General features: G+C 59.6%; 17 protein-coding genes. 2 read left to right on the top strand and 15 right to left on the bottom strand.

Features of this window, described 5'->3' with window-relative positions:
• The first annotated feature begins 77 nt into the window (after positions 1 to 77).
• On the top strand, positions 78 to 1,610 hold the full coding sequence (gene araG / locus SJQ66_RS09860) for an L-arabinose ABC transporter ATP-binding protein AraG (RefSeq protein ID WP_024903839.1): 1,533 nt from the start codon (positions 78 to 80) through the stop codon (positions 1,608 to 1,610).
• Positions 1,611 to 1,693: 83 nt separating this feature from the next.
• Positions 1,694 to 2,695 (top strand): L-arabinose ABC transporter permease AraH, encoded by a 1,002-nt coding sequence (araH, locus tag SJQ66_RS09855; protein ID WP_024903840.1) that lies wholly within the window; start codon positions 1,694 to 1,696, stop codon positions 2,693 to 2,695.
• Between the two features lie 116 nt (positions 2,696 to 2,811).
• On the opposite strand, the gene SJQ66_RS09850 is transcribed toward araH, so the two are convergent.
• From SJQ66_RS09850 to SJQ66_RS09780, 15 genes are all read right to left on the bottom strand, one after another.
• The gene (locus SJQ66_RS09850; protein WP_024903841.1) at positions 2,812 to 3,540 is read right to left on the bottom strand and encodes a FadR/GntR family transcriptional regulator; all 729 of its coding nucleotides are present in this window, start codon (positions 3,538 to 3,540) and stop codon (positions 2,812 to 2,814) included.
• A 171-nt stretch (positions 3,541 to 3,711) separates the two neighbouring features.
• Positions 3,712 to 4,674, bottom strand: coding sequence for a dihydrodipicolinate synthase family protein (locus SJQ66_RS09845; RefSeq protein ID WP_024903842.1), 963 nt, complete (start codon positions 4,672 to 4,674; stop codon positions 3,712 to 3,714).
• Complete coding sequence (locus tag SJQ66_RS09840; RefSeq protein WP_320534002.1) at positions 4,671 to 6,068, bottom strand: MFS transporter; 1,398 nt, start codon at positions 6,066 to 6,068, stop codon at positions 4,671 to 4,673. Before SJQ66_RS09840 ends, SJQ66_RS09845 begins: the two co-directional genes overlap by 4 nt.
• Positions 6,069 to 6,099: 31 nt before the next feature.
• Positions 6,100 to 7,989, bottom strand: a complete 1,890-nt coding sequence (locus SJQ66_RS09835; protein ID WP_024903844.1) for an IlvD/Edd family dehydratase — start codon at positions 7,987 to 7,989, stop codon at positions 6,100 to 6,102.
• 300 nt (positions 7,990 to 8,289) lie between these two features.
• Entirely contained in the window at positions 8,290 to 8,949 is a 660-nt protein-coding gene (locus SJQ66_RS09830) for an amino acid ABC transporter permease (protein WP_024903845.1), read from the bottom strand.
• A 13-nt stretch (positions 8,950 to 8,962) separates the two neighbouring features.
• Complete coding sequence (locus SJQ66_RS09825; protein WP_024903846.1) at positions 8,963 to 9,796, bottom strand: cystine ABC transporter substrate-binding protein; 834 nt, start codon at positions 9,794 to 9,796, stop codon at positions 8,963 to 8,965.
• A gap of 146 nt (positions 9,797 to 9,942) precedes the next feature.
• Positions 9,943 to 11,340, bottom strand: a complete 1,398-nt coding sequence (locus tag SJQ66_RS09820) for a GntP family permease (protein WP_024903847.1) — start codon at positions 11,338 to 11,340, stop codon at positions 9,943 to 9,945.
• Between the two features lie 275 nt (positions 11,341 to 11,615).
• A complete protein-coding gene (locus SJQ66_RS09815; protein ID WP_320534001.1) occupies positions 11,616 to 12,479 on the bottom strand; it encodes an EamA family transporter in 864 nt (287 codons plus the stop codon).
• Positions 12,480 to 12,670: 191 nt separating this feature from the next.
• The gene (locus SJQ66_RS09810) at positions 12,671 to 14,392 is read right to left on the bottom strand and encodes a cobaltochelatase CobT-related protein (RefSeq protein WP_320534000.1); all 1,722 of its coding nucleotides are present in this window, start codon (positions 14,390 to 14,392) and stop codon (positions 12,671 to 12,673) included.
• A complete protein-coding gene (locus tag SJQ66_RS09805) occupies positions 14,385 to 15,611 on the bottom strand; it encodes an AAA family ATPase (RefSeq protein WP_024903850.1) in 1,227 nt (408 codons plus the stop codon). The genes SJQ66_RS09810 and SJQ66_RS09805 overlap by 8 nt, the downstream gene beginning before the upstream one ends.
• Positions 15,608 to 16,165: a GNAT family N-acetyltransferase gene (locus SJQ66_RS09800; protein ID WP_024903851.1), complete on the bottom strand. Its 558-nt coding sequence runs from the start codon at positions 16,163 to 16,165 to the stop codon at positions 15,608 to 15,610. Before SJQ66_RS09800 ends, SJQ66_RS09805 begins: the two co-directional genes overlap by 4 nt.
• A gap of 102 nt (positions 16,166 to 16,267) precedes the next feature.
• Positions 16,268 to 16,909 carry a glutathione S-transferase family protein gene (locus SJQ66_RS09795; RefSeq protein ID WP_320533999.1) on the bottom strand — a complete coding sequence of 214 codons (642 nt, stop codon included), beginning with the start codon at positions 16,907 to 16,909 and terminating at the stop codon, positions 16,268 to 16,270.
• A 22-nt stretch (positions 16,910 to 16,931) separates the two neighbouring features.
• Complete coding sequence (locus SJQ66_RS09790) at positions 16,932 to 17,081, bottom strand: SRPBCC family protein (protein ID WP_407691473.1); 150 nt, start codon at positions 17,079 to 17,081, stop codon at positions 16,932 to 16,934.
• Between the two features lie 133 nt (positions 17,082 to 17,214).
• Positions 17,215 to 17,466 carry a hypothetical protein gene (locus SJQ66_RS09785; RefSeq protein ID WP_320533998.1) on the bottom strand — a complete coding sequence of 84 codons (252 nt, stop codon included), beginning with the start codon at positions 17,464 to 17,466 and terminating at the stop codon, positions 17,215 to 17,217.
• Positions 17,418 to 18,155, bottom strand: a complete 738-nt coding sequence (locus SJQ66_RS09780) for a DUF535 family protein (protein WP_320533997.1) — start codon at positions 18,153 to 18,155, stop codon at positions 17,418 to 17,420. Before SJQ66_RS09780 ends, SJQ66_RS09785 begins: the two co-directional genes overlap by 49 nt.
• Positions 18,156 to 18,158 lie beyond the last annotated feature (3 nt).

Raw genomic sequence — 18,158 nt, 5'->3', positions numbered from 1 at the left:
TGTGCTTATCTCCCGCACGCCCGGCCGATCGGGCGTGCTTTTGCGTCCCTATGGAACCTTTTTTACGGAGCGCAGTCATGCAGTCGAGCGCAACCTCGCTGGCATTTTGCGATATTGGCAAGACGTTTCCTGGCGTGACGGCATTGGCCGGCATCAGTTTCACCTGCCATCCTGGCGCGGTCCACGCGCTGATGGGAGAGAATGGCGCCGGCAAGTCGACCCTGCTGAAGATCCTCAGTGGCGCGTACCAGCCGAGCAGTGGCCATCTCGAAATCGACGGCAAGCCGGTGGCGTTCCGTAACACGCAGGATGCGTTGGCAAACGGCGTGGCTATCATTTACCAGGAATTGCATCTGGTACCCGAGTTGTCCGTGGCGGAAAATATCTGCCTGGGGCAGTTTCCCGGGCGCGCAGGTATCGTCGATCGCGCGTCGATGCGGGCGGCAGCGGGGTTGCAATTGCGACGATTGATGCAGGACATCGATCCCGATACGCCGGTCAAGTATTTATCGATCGGGCAACGTCAAATGGTGGAAATCGCAAAAGCGTTGCTGCACGAAGCCCGCATCATCGCTTTCGACGAACCCACCAGCAGCTTGTCCGCGCGCGAGATCGAGCAACTCGAACGCGTCATACGCGACTTGCGGGCCGAAGGACGGATTGTCATCTATGTGTCGCATCGGATGGAAGAAATCTATCGGATGTGCGACGAGATTACCGTTTTCAAGGATGGACGACTGGTGCAGACCTTTACCGATATCGCGCAACTCAGCCATGACCGGCTGGTGCGTGCGATGGTGGGTCGTGATATCGAAGACATTTTCGGTTATGCGCCGCGGCCACTCGGTGAGGTGCGGTTGGCAGTTTCGCAGCTGGACGTGCCCGGACTGGCGGCACCCGTGGATTTGACGGTGCGCCGTGGGGAGGTCGTCGGGCTGTTCGGACTTGTCGGCGCGGGCCGGACGACATTACTGCGGGCTTTGTTTGGTGCGGACCCTGCACGTTCGGGCGAAGTCAGGGTCGATGGCGCACTCTGTACGCCGGATTCTCCACGGGAGGCGATTCGCCAGGGCATGCTGCTTTGCCCGGAAGATCGCAAGGCGCAGGGCATCGTCCCCGTGCATTCGGTTGCCGACAACATCAATCTCAGCGCACGGCGTCACCATCTAGGCTGGCGAGCCCTGATCAATAGACGGTGGGAGCGCCACAATGCCGTCGAGCAGATCAAGTCCATGCGGATCAAGACGCCCGGCCCCGACCAGCTTATCCGTAACTTGTCCGGTGGCAATCAGCAGAAGGCCATCCTGGCGCGTTGGCTGTCGGAAGACAACATCAAGATCATGATCCTTGATGAACCAACGCGGGGCATCGATGTAGGCGCAAAACATGAAATTTATCAGGTGATATTTGAATTGGCAAAAAAAGGCGTGGCAGTGCTTTTTGCGTCAAGTGATCTTCCTGAGGCGCTGGGTCTTGCCGATCGGGTAATTGTCATGCGGGAAGGGAAGGTCGTAGGCGAGCGTAGTCACGATGAGGCGAACGAGGAAAGTGTGCTGGGCCTCGCGATGTTGTCCGCCGCGCCAACGGACAAGGACCCGATAGCCGCATGAACGCCGCGTTTTTTGCATTGTGCGACATGCATCTCGATTTACGCATTGGTTTTATCGATTTCAATCTATAGGTGAGAAAGAACATGGCCCTCACGCAAACGCAAGCAGGCAACAACGCGCCGCCGCAAAAGTCACGCGATGGCGCTGGCACTCTCGCATCTCGTGTATGGGACGGCTATGGCATGTTGTTGGTTGCCGTCGTTCTTTTCATCGTGTGTAGTGTCGCGGTGCCGAATTTCTTTTCGATGATCAATATGCGCGGCCTGGCGCTATCCGTGTCGCTGGCGGGGATGGTAGCGTGTGGCATGCTGTTCTGTCTGGCGGCGGGGGACTTCGATTTGTCCGTCGGGTCGATCGTCGCCTGCTCCGGCGTGGCGTGCGCCGTGGCGATGAACCGTACCGAATCCGTGGCCGTGGGCGTGGCGACGGGACTGCTCATCGGCGCGGCATTCGGCGCCTTGAATGGGTTTGTCGTAGCGCGCCTCAAGATTAATGCGCTGATTACGACGCTCGCCAGCATGCAGATGGCGCGTGGTCTCGCGTACATCATCTCGGACGGTCGCGCGGTGGGTATCGATCAGGAAAACTTCTTTCTGATCGGCAATACCAGCGTACTGGGATTGCCAGTGCCGGTATGGCTGATGATCGGGTGCCTGGTGATATTCGGCTTCCTGCTGGGACGGACGATCTTTGGCCGCAATACGCTGGCGATCGGCGGCAACGAAGAGGCGGCGCGACTTGCGGGCGTCAATGTGACATGGACGAAGTTCGTGATCTTCGTCTTAAGTGGACTGGTATCCGGGCTCGCAGGCGTGGTGCTTGCGTCGCGCATGACCTCGGGGCAACCGATGACATCGCTGGGCTTGGAGTTGACGGTGATTTCGGCCTGTGTGCTTGGTGGCGTGTCCCTGAAGGGCGGGGTCGGTCGGATTTCGTACGTGCTGGCGGGCGTGCTGATTCTGGGGACGGTGGAGAATGCGATGAATCTCCTGAACATCTCGCCGTTCGCGCAGTACGTTGTTCGTGGTCTGATCTTGTTGGTCGCGGTGATTTTCGATCGTTACAAGCAACAGTCGCGTACCTGATCGATGAGGCGGTGGTGTGTTTCTGGGCGAAGCACACCGCTTTCGGCTTGGTGAAAACCGGTCCGATGGACATGTGTGAGATAACGCAAAACGCGCCTCGGAGGCGCGTTTTGCGATTATACCGACGAAAGGGGTTGGTCGGCGAGCACGCTGTCCGCATCGACACCGGCGCTGTCGAGTTGCACAAGACTGGCCTGCCTGGCTGCGAGCGGGTCGCGGTTCTGGATCGCGGTCAAGATCGCTTTATGACGTGGCAGTGATAGCGCATGGGTGTTCGGATGGCGGCTTGTCAACTTGATCGACTCCGATAGTGCGAGCGACAGCATATTCCCGATGTGAGCCAGCATCCGGTTATGCGTGGCCGCCATGATCGCGCGGTGAAATGCGAGATCCGGTTCCAGCAGGCCATCCGGTGTATTGGCCGAAGCCATCTCAGAAAACGCGGTTTCAATGCGGCGGATATCGTTTTCATCAGCCGACGTTGCGGCAAGGGCAGCCGCGGCGGGTTCGATGATGCGGCGCACAGTCAATAGCGAGCGGAAGAAGTCTGTCTCGGGCATGCTGTTAAGTGTCCAGAACAGAACATCCGGATCGAGCAGATGCCAATCTTCGCTGTCTCGGACGACACTGCCCACACGCGGTTTCGAGACGACCAGACCTTTTGCAACAAGCACGCGCGTGGCCTCGCGCAGCACTGGCCGGCTGACGCCGTATGTCTCACATAGCAGGGGCTCAGGCGGCAACCTTTCCCCCGGTTTTAGCTTGCCGCTGACGATATCCGTCCCAATGTCTTGCACGATCTGGCCGTGCCGACTCTTGCGCGGTTGGGGATGGCGATAATCCATGCCTGCGTATGATTTGAGTTGGAGGACGGGCACGCAAGCATATCATGCAGAGATGCCGCAGGCGGATAGAACAGCGTTGCGTCACATATCACGCCGTTATCGCCGTAGAGGCATCGTATCATCGCGCGCTTTTTCCCCGCTTTGAGGCAAAGGCGTCTGGCGCGATCTGAATTATCTTGCCCAGCGCAGCACCAGGGGATCCAGCCGACGGGCGACGGTGAGCAGCCCGTCTCGGGTGGCCGGGTGAAGCGGCGCGAGCGGGTGACGGGTTGCATCGCTGGTGATGATGCCGCCCTCTCGCATCAACGCTTTGCAGGCGGCCAGTCCGGCTTGGCGATTTTCGTAGTTGATAAGCGGCAACCATTGCTGATATAACGCCGCGGCCTTCTCGGTATCGCCCGCGGTGTACGCATCGAGGATAAGCCGGATGCCGTCCGGATAGCCGCCACCGGTCATGGCGCCCGTGGCGCCGGCATCGAGATCCGCCATCAGCGTAATCGCTTCCTCGCCATCCCATGGGCCGATGATGGCGTCGCCGCCCAGTGCGATCAATTCGCGTAGCTTCGAGGCAGCTTGTGGTGTCTCTATCTTGAAATAAGATAGATTCTCGATCTCGCCAGCCATGCGCGCGAGAAAGGCCGCGGACAGCGGGGTGCCAGAAACCGGCGCATCCTGCACCATGATCGGAATCGAGATGGCGTCGGAGACCTGCTGGTAAAACGAATGGATGTGCGCCTCGCCGACGCGAATGGTTGCACCGTGATAAGGCGGCATGATCATTACCATGGCAGCGCCGGCATCTTGCGCCGCGCGGCTGCGCCTGGCGCAGATGTGCGTGCTGAAATGGCTCGTCGTGACAATCACCGGAACGCGGCCGGCCACGTGATCGAGGGCCAGTGTCTGCAGCACGTTTCGTTCATCGTCACTCAACGCGAACTGTTCTGAGAAGTTGGCCAGGATACATAAGCCATTTGAGCCGGCATCTATCATGAAGTCCAGCACACGACGCTGGCCCGCCAAATCGAGATTGCCATTGGCGTCGAAAATTGTCGGCACGACCGGGAACACGCCACGGTAGATTGGTGGGGAGTTCGTCGCGGCAACGGAGGGACGGGGCGCGTTGTGGTCGGTCATGCGGAAGGGCTCCTATGAGATTCGGTCGCGTTCATGCGCTGTTTGGACGGTGAAGAGGTCGAAGTGCCACGTTCAACATGGCGTGCGATAACGAAAGTCAGCAACACGCCAAGCAGCAGCACGCCGCCTGACAGGAAATACAGACCGTCTTCGATACGGCCAGTGGTTTGCTTGATCGCGCCCACGGCGAATGGCCCAAGATAGCCGCCGAGGTTGCCGATCGAATTGATGACAGCTATGCCCGCGGCCGCTTGCGTGCCGCTCAGGAAGCGCCCGGGCAAGGTCCAGAACACCGGTTGCGCGGCATACAGCGCACACGCCGTGACGGATAATGCCGCGAGTTGAACCACCGGTGAATGTACGGATGCCGACACGGCCAGGCCGATCGCGCCGACGCCCGCGGAAAGCGCGATATGCCACATCCGTTCGTCGCGCTTGTCTGAACTGCGCGGAATGGTTAGCAGACCGACGACCGCAAAGACATAAGGAACGGCCGTCAGCAAGCCGGTCGTGATATTAGATCCGCCAAAACCTTTGACAATGGTCGGCAGCCACGTGCTCAATCCATAGATCGCGAGCGGATAGGGCAGGAAATATAGCGCCAGCAGCAATATTCGCCGATCCTTGACCACGCTCAATAAGCCGCGTACCCCGTGTATGAGCGGTTGCGGTGCGGCGGCGCGCTCCCGTTCAAGGGTTCGTTCGAGCCATCGCCGGTCCGCTTCGGGGAGCCAGCGCGCTTTGGCGGGTGTGTCTGGCAGAATCAGAAGGGTGGGGACCGCCAGCAGGATCGCGGGGATGCCTGTCAGCAAGAAAAGCCATTGCCAACCGTGCAGACCGGCGACCCCTTCCATGTCCAACAATGCGCCCGATAAAGGGCCGGTGATGATCAGGGCGAACGGCTGGGACAGCAAGAACAGCCCGAAGATTTTCGCGCGATGATTTGACGGAAACCACTGGCAGAGAAAGTAGACCGCGCCCGGATAGAAACCCGCTTCTGCCGCGCCAAGCAGAAAACGCAACAGATAGAACGAATGCGGCCCGCTGATCAAGCACATGGCGGCCGTAATCGCGCCCCAGGTGACAAGGATGCGTGCGAACCAGCGGCTTGCGCCAACCTTCACCAGCATCACGTTGCTAGGTACCTCGAACAGGAAGTAGCCGATAAAGAACAGCCCGGCACCGAAGCCGTAAGCGGCATCGCCGATGCCCACATCGGCGTTCATCTGAAGTTTTGCAAAACCCAGGGTGGAACGATCGATATACGCGACTAGATAAAGCAATACCAGAAAGGGGACGAGACGCAAGCTGATGCGCCGTATGATGCGGTGCTCGGTAGCAGGGTCGAGATCGGCGTTGGGTACCGTTGCACCCCCAGCGGGAAGATTGTGCATCTCCGTCTCCTTGGACAGTAGCGCTATGGGGTCAATGCGAATGACGCGGTACCGCGGCGCCACGACAACCAACAAGGAAGTCGAAATCGCAACCCTGGTCCGCTTGCAGCACGTGATCTACGTAAAGATTGCGGTACCCACTCTGGTCCGCAGGGTCAGGCGCCTTTCGCGCATGCGTGTCGTGCCATTCCGTCAGTCGCGCTTGGAGTTCTTCATCAGGAATATCAAGGCGGAGGACGCCACGATAGCTGTCGAGATCAATCCAGTCGCCTTCCCGGACGACGGCAAGCGGACCACCGGCACGCGCTTCCGGAGCAACGTGCAGCACCACGGTGCCGTACGCGGTGCCGGACATCCGTGCATCCGACAGGCGCACCATGTCGGTAATGCCCTGCGCGAGCAATTTTGGCGGCAATCCCATATTGCCGACTTCGGCCATGCCGGGATAGCCCTTGGGTCCGCAGTTTTTCAAGACGAGTACGGAATCCGCGGTGACATCCAGGTCAGGATCGACGATGCGTGCCTTGTAGTCTTCCAGACTTTCGAACACAACCGCGCGACCACGATGTTTCAACAACGCGGCGGTTGCAGCCGATGGCTTGATCACGGCCCCGGAGGGAGCGAGGTTCCCGCGCAGGACGCACAGTCCGCCATCCGCCAGCAAGGGCTTGTCGATTTCGCGGATCACCTCTGTGTCGTAAATGGGTGCGTCCGAGACGTTTTCCCACAACGTTCGACCGTTGGCGGTACGTGCATCCGGATGCGGGATCAGATTTGCCTCACCCAGGCGCCGCAGCACGCCAGGCAGCCCGCCGGCGTAGTAGAACTCTTCCATCAGGAAGCGCCCCGACGGCTGCAAGTCGACCAAGGTAGGGGTGCCACGGCCGATTCGCGTCCAGTCCTCCAGTTCCAGCGGTACGCCAATGCGCCCGGCGATGGCTTTCAAATGAATCGCGGCGTTCGTCGAGCCACCAATGGCGGCGTTGACGCGAATGGCATTTTCAAACGCATCTCGCGTGAGCAACGTGGACAGGGTCACACCATCGCGAGCCATTTCCACGATGCGCATGCCGGACATATGGGCGAGCACGTACCGTCTCGCATCGACGGCGGGGATAGCCGCGTTATGCGGTAGTGTGACACCGAGCGCCTCGGCCATGCACGCCATGGTGGAGGCGGTACCCATGGTATTGCATGTGCCAACCGAGCGCGACATATCACCTTCGGCGGAGAGGAAATCATGCAGGGTAATGGTGCCAGCCTTGACCTGTTCGCTCAGTTGCCAGACCAGTGTGCCGGAGCCAACGTCGCGGCCGCGGTGTTTGCCGTTCAACATGGGGCCGCCGCTGACGAGAATGGCCGGCACGTCGCAACTGGCCGCGCCCATCAGTAGTGCCGGTGTTGTCTTGTCACAGCCAGCCAGCAACACCACCGCATCGATGGGATTGCCGCGGATGGCTTCCTCCACATCCATGCTGGCGAGATTCCGCGTGAACATGGCCGTGGGACGGAGGTTGGATTCACCGTTCGAGAAAACGGGAAACTCCACGGGGAAGCCACCTGCTTCCAATACGCCGCGTTTGACGTGTTCGGCCAGTTTGCGGAAATGGGAGTTGCAGGGCGTCAGTTCGGACCAGGTGTTGCAAATGCCGATGATCGGCTTACCTTGGAACTCATGATCGGGAATGCCCTGGTTCTTCATCCAGCTCCGATACATGAAGCCGTTCTTGTCCGCGGTACCAAACCATTGCGCGGATCGCAGTGGTCGGCCGGATGCACTCGCCGGGCCAGTCGGATGATCGGTGAGGCCGGCGCTCGGTGTATTGCTGCCGTGCGCCGTTGCGCCATGCGCCGCGTGTGCGCTGTCAGTTTCCGCTTCGCCCGTGGCAAGCCGCACGTCGGATGCGCGATCCTCGCTCATATGTCTCCTCCTGATTATTTTCCCTCATTATAGTCAGACTATTGAGACAGGTTATTCGGGTTAACGCGTTTATTAGGGCAAAGTTCGATCTTTGCCCGCATGTTGCACTAACAAAAGACCGACTATTGCAATGTTGTTCCGGCAAGGCGGTGAGAGCGAGCCGGCAATCGTGTCGCGTAGCCAGCTAGATCAGCGGTTCCGATATCTCGATAAGCGCATGGTGGCTTTGATGTCGACGCATGTCAGAACAAGATGATCCAGGTGATGCATGCGTGTCTTCAAGCTACTCTTCCATGGCGATCAATGTTTCCCAGGTAAAGACAGTCGCCGTTCCACGTGCCGCTGAATGATCTCGAGCACCGTACACATGATCCAGTATGTCGCCGCCGCGACCAGGTAGAAGGGCAGTGTGTAGAAAGTTGATGCGATCAGCTCTTGCGTGCTGCGCAACAGTTCCGTCACGGTGATCACCGACACCAGCGACGTATCCTTGATGAGGCTGATGAGGCTATTCGCCAGGCTTGGTGTGGCAATCCGCAGTGCCTGTGGACCGATCACGAAGCGCAGCGCCTGACCGCGACGCAAGCCGAGACTGTACGCCGCAAGCCATTGTCCCGGGGCGATCCCGAGAATCGCGCCTCGCATGCTTTCGGAGAGGTAAGCCGCCACGTTGGCCGACAGGGCAAGCACGCCCGCCGGTGTCGGATCCAACGAAATTCCCAGCGCGGGCAGGCCGTAGTACACGACAAAGATCTGTACCAATAAAGGCGTGCCACGCATCACACTGACATACAGGCGTGCGATGCCCGCGAGCAAACGATTGCCGCTGATGCCCATCGTTGCAAGGACCACGGCGGCGACCAACCCGAAGATCATCGACAAGACCGCGAACTTGACGGTCAGCCAGGCGCCTAGCGCCAACGCGGGCGCCGATTGAAGCAGGATGTCGGAGAAATTCATCGCCTGCCGAAACTCACTTTGCCGCAGTCGCTGACAGTGGCTTGGACACGTCCACGCCAAACCATTTGTCGGACAGTCTGGTCAATGTGCCGTCGCTGCGCATGTCGGCCAGCGCGTTATTCACCGCCTTTGCAAAGGCGGGATTATCCTTGCGGAATGGGATGCCCATCTCGGAAGGGTCGCCAGCCGTGCCGCTGGTACGCAACGGCAGTGCCGAATGCTTCAGCAGATAGGCGAGCATCAGGCGATCGTTCAGTGCCGCATCGATCCGTCCCGCCGCCAGGTCCGACAGATATTCCGGCGCGCCTGGGTAGGTGCGAACGTCGATGCCCGGCACCGCCTTGGCCATATCGTTATAGTTGCTGCCTAACGAGACGCCCAGCTTGTGGCCCTTCAAATCGTCAAGCGAACGGAATTGCCGGTCGTCGTTCTTCCGCTGGATCAGTTGGCCAATGGAATAGGTGTAAGGCGTCGAGAAATCCAGCATTTTCTGACGGGCGGCGGTAATCCCCACCTGATTGACGATCACATCGTATTTGCCCGCCTGGAGGCCAGCGATAATGCCGCTCCATTCGGTTGTCACAAAATGCGGCTTGACGCCGAGGCGACGGGCCAACTCTGTTGCAACGTCGACGTCAAAGCCTTGCAGGTCGCCGCCAGGCGCCTTGAAACCAAACGGAGGATAGGTGCCTTCCAAGCCGATTTCGAGCGTGCCGCGATGCTTCACGGTGTCGAGAAGATCCGCCGCATGCGCACATGGGGCGATGAAGGACAGCGCCGAGAGTGAAAACGCGGTGGCGCTGAAGAAGGCACGCGCCACGTTGCGCGGGGAAAAACGACTGGCCATTGCGACTCCTGCTGATGGAAAAACCGCCGGCGTCCGTCACGGACGCCGAGTTATCGGGACAGAGGAGGTCGAGCTTACCAAAAGATGGCAATCCAGGCGCAACGGCACGCGATATTCCCGCGCCGTATAAGGCTGGTCGTAAGATATCAAACGATACCGAACGCGTAGTACAACGCAATCACGAAGAATGCCGCCGCGATCTTGATCAAGGTCATGACGAAGATATTGCCGTACGACTCGCGATGACTGAGCCCCGTGACCGCTAGCAACGTAATCACCGCGCCATTGTGCGGCAAGGTATCCATGCCGCCGGAGGCCATCGCGGCGACCCGGTGCATGACTTCCATAGGAATATGCGCGGCATTGGCCGCGGCGATGAACTGGTCGGACATTGCCGCCAGCGCGATGCTCAGGCCTCCGGATGCCGAACCGGTGATGCCTGCGAGCAGGTTGATCGCGATCGCTTCGTTGATCAGTGGATTCGGAATGGCCTTCAGCCCTTCGGCGATCAACAGGAAGCCAGGTAGCGCCGCGATGATCGCGCCAAAGCCATATTCGGAGGCCGTGTTCATTGTCGCCAGCATGGCGCCGCTGACGGCGGTTTTTGTCCCCTCGGCAATGCCAGGACCATTGCGCATTCCGCGCCAACCGAAAATCAAGACAAACAGTGAACCGGAAGCCAACGCGGCAAGCACCGCCCAGATCCCGACGAGCTTCGTAGCGTCCACCGGGATAGGGGATGGCAGGCCGGGCAGGGCGAGTGAGTATACCCCCGGGAACCATACGGGGATCGCCCTGGTATAAATCAGATTGCTGACGCCGACGATGATCAAGGGGGCGAGCGCGATCAGCGGATGTGGCAACGCGATATTCGCCGGGGTTTCGGGTTCATTGCGCAGATTGGTGCCATAGCCTTCATTGGCCCGTTGTGCACGGCTGCGCGCCCGCTCGAGATAGACAATGCCGAGAATGAAGACGAAGAAGGATCCGAGAAGGCCCAGCCAGGGGGAGGCCCAGGCAGTGGTATGAAAGAAGGTTGTCGGGATAATGTTTTGAATCTGCGGCGTGCCCGGCATGGCGTCCATCGTGAAGGTGAACGCGCCCAAGGCGATGGTGGCCGGCATCAACCGTTTTGGTATGCCGCTCTGGCGGAACATTTCGGCCGCGAACGGATAGACGGCAAACACGACAACGAAGAGTGATACGCCCCCATAGGTCAGCAATGCGCACACGACGACAATGACAGGAATAGCGCGTTCGCGCCCGAGCAAGCGTATGACCGCCTCGACAATCGCCCGGGAAAACCCCGATAGTTCGACAAGCTTGCCGAACAGGGCGCCAAGCAGGAATACGGGGAAATACAGCTTTATGAATCCGACCATCTTGTCCATGAAGAGCCCCGAGAAAGCAGGCGCCACAGCGGACGGATCGGTGAGCAGTACCGCGCCCAGCGCGGCAAGGGGGGCAAACAGGATGACGCTATAGCCGCGGTAGGCAGCCAGCATCAACGCGCCAAGCGCGAGAATGGCGATGACGATGCTCATGGTCGAGGCTCGCTTTTTTTGTTGATATGTCGTCCGCTGCCGACGGCCGGGGCAGCGATGTGGCATCCATTCGGATAGCGTATCAGTGCCCCGTTGTCTCCAGTCGCTTCCGGCAAAATACCTCGAATTGGCGAACGTTCACGGCTAAAGTCAAATTCAGTGTAGCGCAGGAATGATGGCAGTGCGTCCTCGGTGCGAAACAAGCTGAGAAAATAGGTATCGACCTTGGCGAAACGCCGGATCCGCGCGGCGTCGGCTTACCCTATTGGACGCCGTCAGGTCCGGTGTCGCGAAAACCGCGCACTTCCCGCACAGGCCACGGTGATCGCACCGATGCCGAGACATTGCCAGGGGCTTAATGTCTCGCCCAGCACGATCCAGCTTGCCAGTGCGGCGATTGCGGGAGATGCACTCATCAGTACGCCAAAAACGCGAGACGGCAGGGCGTGCAGTGCAAACATGTCCAGTAGATACGGAATCATGCTCGACAGTAACGCGACCGCAAAACCGATCGCCAGGACAGGTCCTTGCCATAGTGTCGCGCCCGCCTGATGCACGCCAATCGGGACGGCGAAACTGGCGGCGATCAACATCCCGCTGGCCACTGCTCGGGTACCCAGATGGGCGACACGGGCGCCGAAGGTCATGTACAAGGCCCAGCATAGCGCCGCGGCCAGTGCGAAACCAATACCCCGTGGATCCAGGCCGCCACCTAGTGCGCTAAAGGGCAACAGACACAAGCCCACAACGGATAACGCAATCCATACCAGGTCGATCCTTCTCCGGGACAAGAGCAACGCCACGCCGAGTGGGCCAATCACCTCGATCGATACCGCGATGCTGACCGGGATGGTGGCGAAGGCGTGATAGATCATCAGGTTCATCAGGCCCAGCGTGACACCATAGCCTATTAACGCAGGCCAGATGCCCGGCGTGCGCCAGCAACGCCATGGACGGATCAGGGCGGCAAGCAACACCGCCGACAGCGCCAGGCGGAGTGCCGCCATGCCTTCCGGGCCCACCATCGGGAACAGCGTCTTGGCAAAGGCCGCGCCGGTCTGTACGGACACCATGCCGGCGATTGCCGCAAGGGACGCCAGCGATGCCGTCCGCGATGAGGTCTCATTTCGTTGGGGCAAAGCGTCTCCTCGACATCACACGTCCACGATGAAGCTTGGGCAATACCATGCATTGCCGGTCGTGCAGCATTTCACTTTCCAACGGATTATGCAAGTACGGATGGTGCGTGGCGGGCGTTGGACCTGAGGAGATGGTTTTAGGCGGATCAGGCGGGTGTTCGCCTGACGGCGAGACACTCCCTATGCAAATGTCAGCGATGGCGCCGCTTCAGCAAAGCCTTGCCGAGCAAGGTAAAGGCGCTATCCGGCAGGTCCTGTAACGTGTCTACCACGGCGGTCAAGGGATAGAACGACTCGACGGCATCGTTGAGGATACCGACGCCGACCAGCGCAACGCCTTGCATGCGCCATTCCTCCACCCGTCGCTTCAGGTCGGAACCCAGCAGGGCCGGGTCGCCGTCCGCGGTCGAGGGATAGCCGTCGGAGAACACCATCATCACGTGGCGTCGTTCGCGGCGGTCCATCAGTCGTGTTGCCGCCCAGCTAAGCGCTTCGCCGTCTGGATTTTCATGACCGCATTCGATGCAGGCGATGCCGGACAGGTTATGGGAATCAAAGCGCTTGTAGATTTGGAGATCCAATTTCTCGACGAAGCGGTTATACCCTTCCGGCTGATTTCCGGCGTCGCGCCAGCGGTGATAGAAATCGCGCATTTCCGGATCTTCCACCGAACAGTAGCCCAATACCTCGCATGCAAATCCAAGCCGCGTCACCGCGTCACTCAATGCCGCCACGCAGAGGCGCGCGAGCGCAATCTTGCTGGCGGCCATTGATCCGCTCCGGTCGACCAGCAGGGTGATCGCGGTATCGCGCGTGGGCATGAGGCGTCGGGTCTGGAACGGCGTGCGATATCCTGGGAATGCCGCAAACCGGAACAACGCCGCGCGATTGAGTTCGCCACGCTCCTGTTCGCTTCGCCAGTGCGTGGCTTCCTCGGACTGCAAGACGCGTTCGAGTGCTGCCCGTAACGGCGCGGTCTGCGCGCGCGCCGCATTGCGCAGTCGGCGCCAGGCCAGCGGGGCACCTTGCCCGGTTACATCGGTGACCGTATCGAAAGCCGTGGTGATCGGAATCGAGTGGTTCAACGGCATTGCTCCCGGCGGCGCGGAAGCACGGTCGGCAACATCGCCCGCCGACGGCGCCCTCGCTGATTCCGCCGAGTCGGCGAGGGCACCTGCCGCCGCGTCGCCAGCTTGTGGCGGCCGCGTTCTGTCTGCATCAGGCAAGGTGTCGCCCACGTCGTCATCCGATCCGTCCGCTGCGTCACCACCGCTGTCGCCGTCCGGGACGAACATCATCGCATTGACGCCATCGGTGTTCAGCGCACGGACGCGAGCGGCCAGAGCGAACGCAAAACGAATGCTGTCGAATGTCGATGACGCGGTACGCGCCGCGACAAGAATATCCGCGATGCCATCGAGAACCCGTCGGCTTTCCGCATCCGGATCATCGATGGTAGGGGTTGTCTGCCAGAGTGTTTGTTCGATGTGCCAGATTAAGCGTTGCCGCCAGGGCAGATCGGGCCAGCGTTGGCGCATCTGTCGTGCCTGCTCCGCCCGTGCCGCGGCGATGAAGCATCGCGCGCCAGGGTGACGCGCCGTCAGTCGCGCCGCGGTACGGTGATCGTCGAGAACCTGGGCTAGGCTGCGTAGCATCGGCGTGCGCAACGCATCGATTGCCGGCATGTCGGTGAAGCAGGCTCTGGCAGCGAGCTGATCGACATAGCCGATCATCGTCGCGAGCGATGCCCTCTCGTCGATCAATCGTGCCGGCAGCGTGATGTACCGGCCATCCCGCGACGCGCTGCCGGCAGTGAAGACGACCGTTGCGTCATTGACGCCAATCAGGGTGCGCGCCACCTTCGACAGGTGGTCGGCAAGCGCATGTTCTGACGTGAGCGGAGAATCAGGCATCGCCTTCGATATCGATGGCGATATGGTGCCGGATGATGCTGCCGATCAATGCGGCGTCCTCGGCATCCACCTTCGCATAGATCGTCGGTCCCGCCGCGATCTCCGGGTCGCCGGTACGCAACATCATCGCGGTCCAGTCAAGCAGCCGTCTCGTGGAGAAAGCGCTGCCGATGTCTTCGCGGATAAAAGCCGCCCGACAGTCCGCGGCGATGGCCGCAAGCGTGCGGGCCATGCCGTCGGACAGGCTGTTGAACGTCTGACGCAGTACGACGGCTTCGTCCTCGGGCGAGAGATAGTCGATCAGATAGACGCGCCAACGATCAAGAAATGCCTCGTTCATCAGGTTGGCCCCTTGATACAAGTGCCGGAAGCGGCTCATCGCACCAACGGCGTTGGCTGTGGCGAAAAGACGGAATGCAGGATGCGGCGCGATGATCTCGTTGCCTTTCTCCTTCAGCATCAGGTTGCCACCCGGTTCCAGCACCGCGGTCAGGACAGAGAGGATGGCCGGCTCCGCGAAATCGATCTCGTCGATGATCAGCCACAGGCCTTGTCGCATCGCGATGGGCAGCACACCATCGACCCATACCGTCTCGCCGCCCTTGACGGTCCAGAAGCCGACAAAATCGCCTACGCTCGTCTGGCCGTTCATATTGGCGCGCAGCACCCCTTGCTTGCAACGTGCCGCGGCCTGTTCGATCAGGCTTGTCTTGCCGGTGCCGGTATGGCCGATCAACATGATGCGCCGATTCTCGTTGACGTCTCGCAGCACGTCGTCCGAGCGTGCGGCGAACAGATAGGCATTGTTGACGGGAGGCACCAAGGGACCGCCCGTGCCGGTCGGCACCACCACGTGGCCGATGGTCACGCCAGCGCGATCGTTCGCGCGCTCCACGGCGTGCAAGCGTGCTGCCGCGTCACGGAGATCCGGCATGAAAGTGGGATGCGAAAAAGACGATGTATCGCGATCGACAGTGCGTTTGACGAATCCCTCGCGTTGCCATTTGTTGAGCTTCGCGTGTAGATTATCGAGATCGACGACGGTGTCCACCTTGACCGATTGTCCGGGTAGCCCATGCTGTATTCGGTAAAGATTCGGACGATCGGAGCGGGAGACATGCCAGCGTCCCGCACCCTCATTGCCCGGATGTGCATATTCTCCGAGTAATGCGTCGTCGGGTGCAAGAAGGGAAGCGGACGGAGAATGGCGAATAGTCATGGCCGAAAGGCGTGAGATGTGTGCTGCATGCCGGCAGAAGGTTGATCTGGCATTGGACGCGTGTCCAGCAGCAATTGCATGAAGGCAAGGTCGAGCCAGACGCCGAATTTGGTGCCGACTTCTTTCATGTGGCCCACTTGCACGAATCCCAATTTCTCGTGCAAGCGCACCGAACCTTTGTTGTTCGCTTCGATCGCCGCGACCATGATGTGCTTGCCGAGCGCTTGCGCACGGCAGATCAGTGCGTCCATTAATGTTTTGCCAATGCCTTGGCCGCGCTGATCGCTCCGGACGTATACCGAATGTTCGACCGTATAGCGATATCCATCGAATGCGCGCCAATCGCCGAACGAGGCATAACCTAGAACGGTATTGTGTTCATCCACGGCAACCAATACCGGATAGCCGGTTTCTCGACGAGACGTGAGCCATGCGGCGCGATTAGCCACATCTACCGTCACATCGTTCCAGATCGCTGTGGTGTGTTCCACGGCGTGGTTATAAATAGCCGTAATGCCTTCGAGGTGTTCGGCGGCGGCATCGCGAACGTTCATGTAAATCTCCCGTGTTGATCGGCATCATGATACCTAGCGTATCGAAGCTGCATACGAAAATGCGCCTGGACTGCCCGGGAATAGCTCATGCAAAAAGCGAATTTAGGCCAACATCGGTGTCAGGTCCGGATCGCCTTTGGCCATTGCACGCCGATACGCGGGGCGCTCGCCCATCCGTTGCAAATAGGTGCGAATGGCGGGATAGGGCGCGAGATCGATCGGATAAAACAAGCGCATGGTCGTCAGCGAAAAGACGGTCATGATGTCGGCCGCGGTGAACGCGTCGCCTGCGAGACAAGCATTTCGGGACAGATGGTCATTCATCAGCGCCAGCACTTTTGCAAGGCGTTCCTGCGTTGCCTTGATGGTCGGGTGATCGTTGGCGAGACCGCAGCGTCCGGCAGTCAACGCGCGCATGATCACGGGTTGCAGATTGCCGTTTGCAAAGTGGAACCAGTAGAGATACGGCGCGAAACCAGGGTGATCGGGCCCATGCTGCAACCTTCCATTGCCGAATTTAGCCAGAATATACTCGACGATTGCAGCCGACTCCGCAAGTATCAGGCCGTTGGTTTCCAACAGCGGTGATGCTCCCAGCGGATGCAAGGCTTTCAATTCCGGCGGGGATAGACGGGTAATCGGGTCACGTGTGTACTTTTCAATCTCGTACGGCACGTCGAGTTCTTCGCAGAGCCAGAGTATGCGCTCGGATTGAGAGTGGCCGAGGTGGTGGATTTTCAACATCGGAGGCTCCTGGTCGATACCGTTATTTCAGCGTAACGGCAAAATCGTCAAGCTGTGTGATCATCGCGTTCCATCCATCATGCAAGCCAAGCTTTTCGTGCCGTTCACGTGCCGCTTCGTCCAGAAGCAGCACGCGCGCAACGTAGCGGGTGCCACTGCCTTCGTCGGCCATCGTGATGCTCCTGTCAGGATCGTTTCGAGACTATCGCAAAAAACCAGGGTGGGTAGAAAAGTTTCCGCGCGGCCCATAGTGAAAAAGGCACATTGGCATGTTTGTCGTGCCGGCCAATAAGGCGCCGCCGCTGTCATTGCCGCAACGGCTGAGTGGGCGTGGTGGAAGCGATTGGATGATTGTTCCATGGGCTCTCGTCTTGCAGGCCGAACAATTCGCGCACCCTTTTTTGAATCTCTGCGTTAATCTCGGTCTTCAACTGACGCTTGCGCAAGGTGCGCGTGCGGTGCTTGCTGCGAATGGCGTCAAGAGGTTTTTCCAAAGCGCCCGGAACGACTACGAAATAGCCGTTATCAGTGTGAATTGCACCGGCTTCCTGCCACATCGCATAGTATTCAAGGAGATTTTCTCGCCAGCATAGCCCATCGCGGCTTGGCCGTCGGACGACACGCCAACGATATAGCCAATGCCCATCGCTTGCGCCAGGGCTTTCGACGCAACCAGCAACATCGCGTTGGGCACGATTTCGCCATTGGACTTTGCCGCCATGCGGATCTGCTCGCGGCAGTCGACGCCCCCTTGTACACCGCCGATGAAGATCACTTCGCCGTGCGGCAAATTGATGTCGCGGCCGCGCAAGAACGAGAACGTCAGCGTGCACAATGTCAGATCACCCATCGTAAAACGCAGTTGGCTTTCGCCTTCCATCGGCGAAAGCGCTGACTGTTCGACGACGATGTTGAAGGCATGTCCCAGTGCTTCGTCACGGCGCTCCCATAGCGTCGCACCGGTGGTCCATCGTGCACCGAGGCGAGGATCGGTGATTTTGCGCGTCAGGAATCCATAGTGATGCATTAAAATCTGGCGACGTGCCTCGGTGTTCATGAATTCCGAGAGATAGACGCCAAGATATTTCAGGTCGATCAATTTATCATCTGACGCAACACCGGCTTGCCGCGCCATGCGGATGACATGCAAATATTCGGCATGCTCGGCGCGATGTGACACGAAATGCAGCAATTGCCTTGTACGTTTGACGAGCTTGCGAGGCGAATTCAACAACCGGGCCAGCATGAC

Origin of the sequence: Robbsia andropogonis (assembly GCF_034047095.1) — a bacterium.
In the GTDB taxonomy this organism is placed as follows: Bacteria; Pseudomonadota; Gammaproteobacteria; order Burkholderiales; family Burkholderiaceae; genus Robbsia; species Robbsia andropogonis.
The sequence above is the reverse complement of the archived record's forward strand: the minus strand, read 5'-3'. Positions and strand labels throughout refer to the sequence as shown.

Excerpts from the sequence above, each read along its gene's own strand:
- SJQ66_RS09800 (WP_024903851.1), bottom strand. The coding sequence starts at position 16,165 with ATGAACGTTCGCGATGCCGCCGCCGAACACCTCGAAGGCATTACGGCT.
- SJQ66_RS09845 (WP_024903842.1), bottom strand. The coding sequence starts at position 4,674 with ATGACCGACCACAACGCGCCCCGTCCCTCCGTTGCCGCGACGAACTCC.
- SJQ66_RS09795 (WP_320533999.1), bottom strand. The coding sequence starts at position 16,909 with ATGTTGAAAATCCACCACCTCGGCCACTCTCAATCCGAGCGCATACTC.
- SJQ66_RS09820 (WP_024903847.1), bottom strand. The coding sequence starts at position 11,340 with ATGAGCATCGTCATCGCCATTCTCGCGCTTGGCGCGTTGATGCTGGCT.
- SJQ66_RS09790 (WP_407691473.1), bottom strand. The coding sequence starts at position 17,081 with ATGGCCGACGAAGGCAGTGGCACCCGCTACGTTGCGCGCGTGCTGCTT.
- SJQ66_RS09805 (WP_024903850.1), bottom strand. The coding sequence starts at position 15,611 with ATGACTATTCGCCATTCTCCGTCCGCTTCCCTTCTTGCACCCGACGAC.
- araH (WP_024903840.1), top strand. The coding sequence starts at position 1,694 with ATGGCCCTCACGCAAACGCAAGCAGGCAACAACGCGCCGCCGCAAAAG.
- SJQ66_RS09830 (WP_024903845.1), bottom strand. The coding sequence starts at position 8,949 with ATGAATTTCTCCGACATCCTGCTTCAATCGGCGCCCGCGTTGGCGCTA.
- SJQ66_RS09825 (WP_024903846.1), bottom strand. The coding sequence starts at position 9,796 with ATGGCCAGTCGTTTTTCCCCGCGCAACGTGGCGCGTGCCTTCTTCAGC.
- SJQ66_RS09840 (WP_320534002.1), bottom strand. The coding sequence starts at position 6,068 with ATGCACAATCTTCCCGCTGGGGGTGCAACGGTACCCAACGCCGATCTC.
- SJQ66_RS09785 (WP_320533998.1), bottom strand. The coding sequence starts at position 17,466 with ATGTGGCAGGAAGCCGGTGCAATTCACACTGATAACGGCTATTTCGTA.
- SJQ66_RS09810 (WP_320534000.1), bottom strand. The coding sequence starts at position 14,392 with ATGCCTGATTCTCCGCTCACGTCAGAACATGCGCTTGCCGACCACCTG.
- araG (WP_024903839.1), top strand. The coding sequence starts at position 78 with ATGCAGTCGAGCGCAACCTCGCTGGCATTTTGCGATATTGGCAAGACG.
- SJQ66_RS09835 (WP_024903844.1), bottom strand. The coding sequence starts at position 7,989 with ATGAGCGAGGATCGCGCATCCGACGTGCGGCTTGCCACGGGCGAAGCG.
- SJQ66_RS09850 (WP_024903841.1), bottom strand. The coding sequence starts at position 3,540 with ATGGATTATCGCCATCCCCAACCGCGCAAGAGTCGGCACGGCCAGATC.
- SJQ66_RS09780 (WP_320533997.1), bottom strand. The coding sequence starts at position 18,155 with ATGCTGGCCCGGTTGTTGAATTCGCCTCGCAAGCTCGTCAAACGTACA.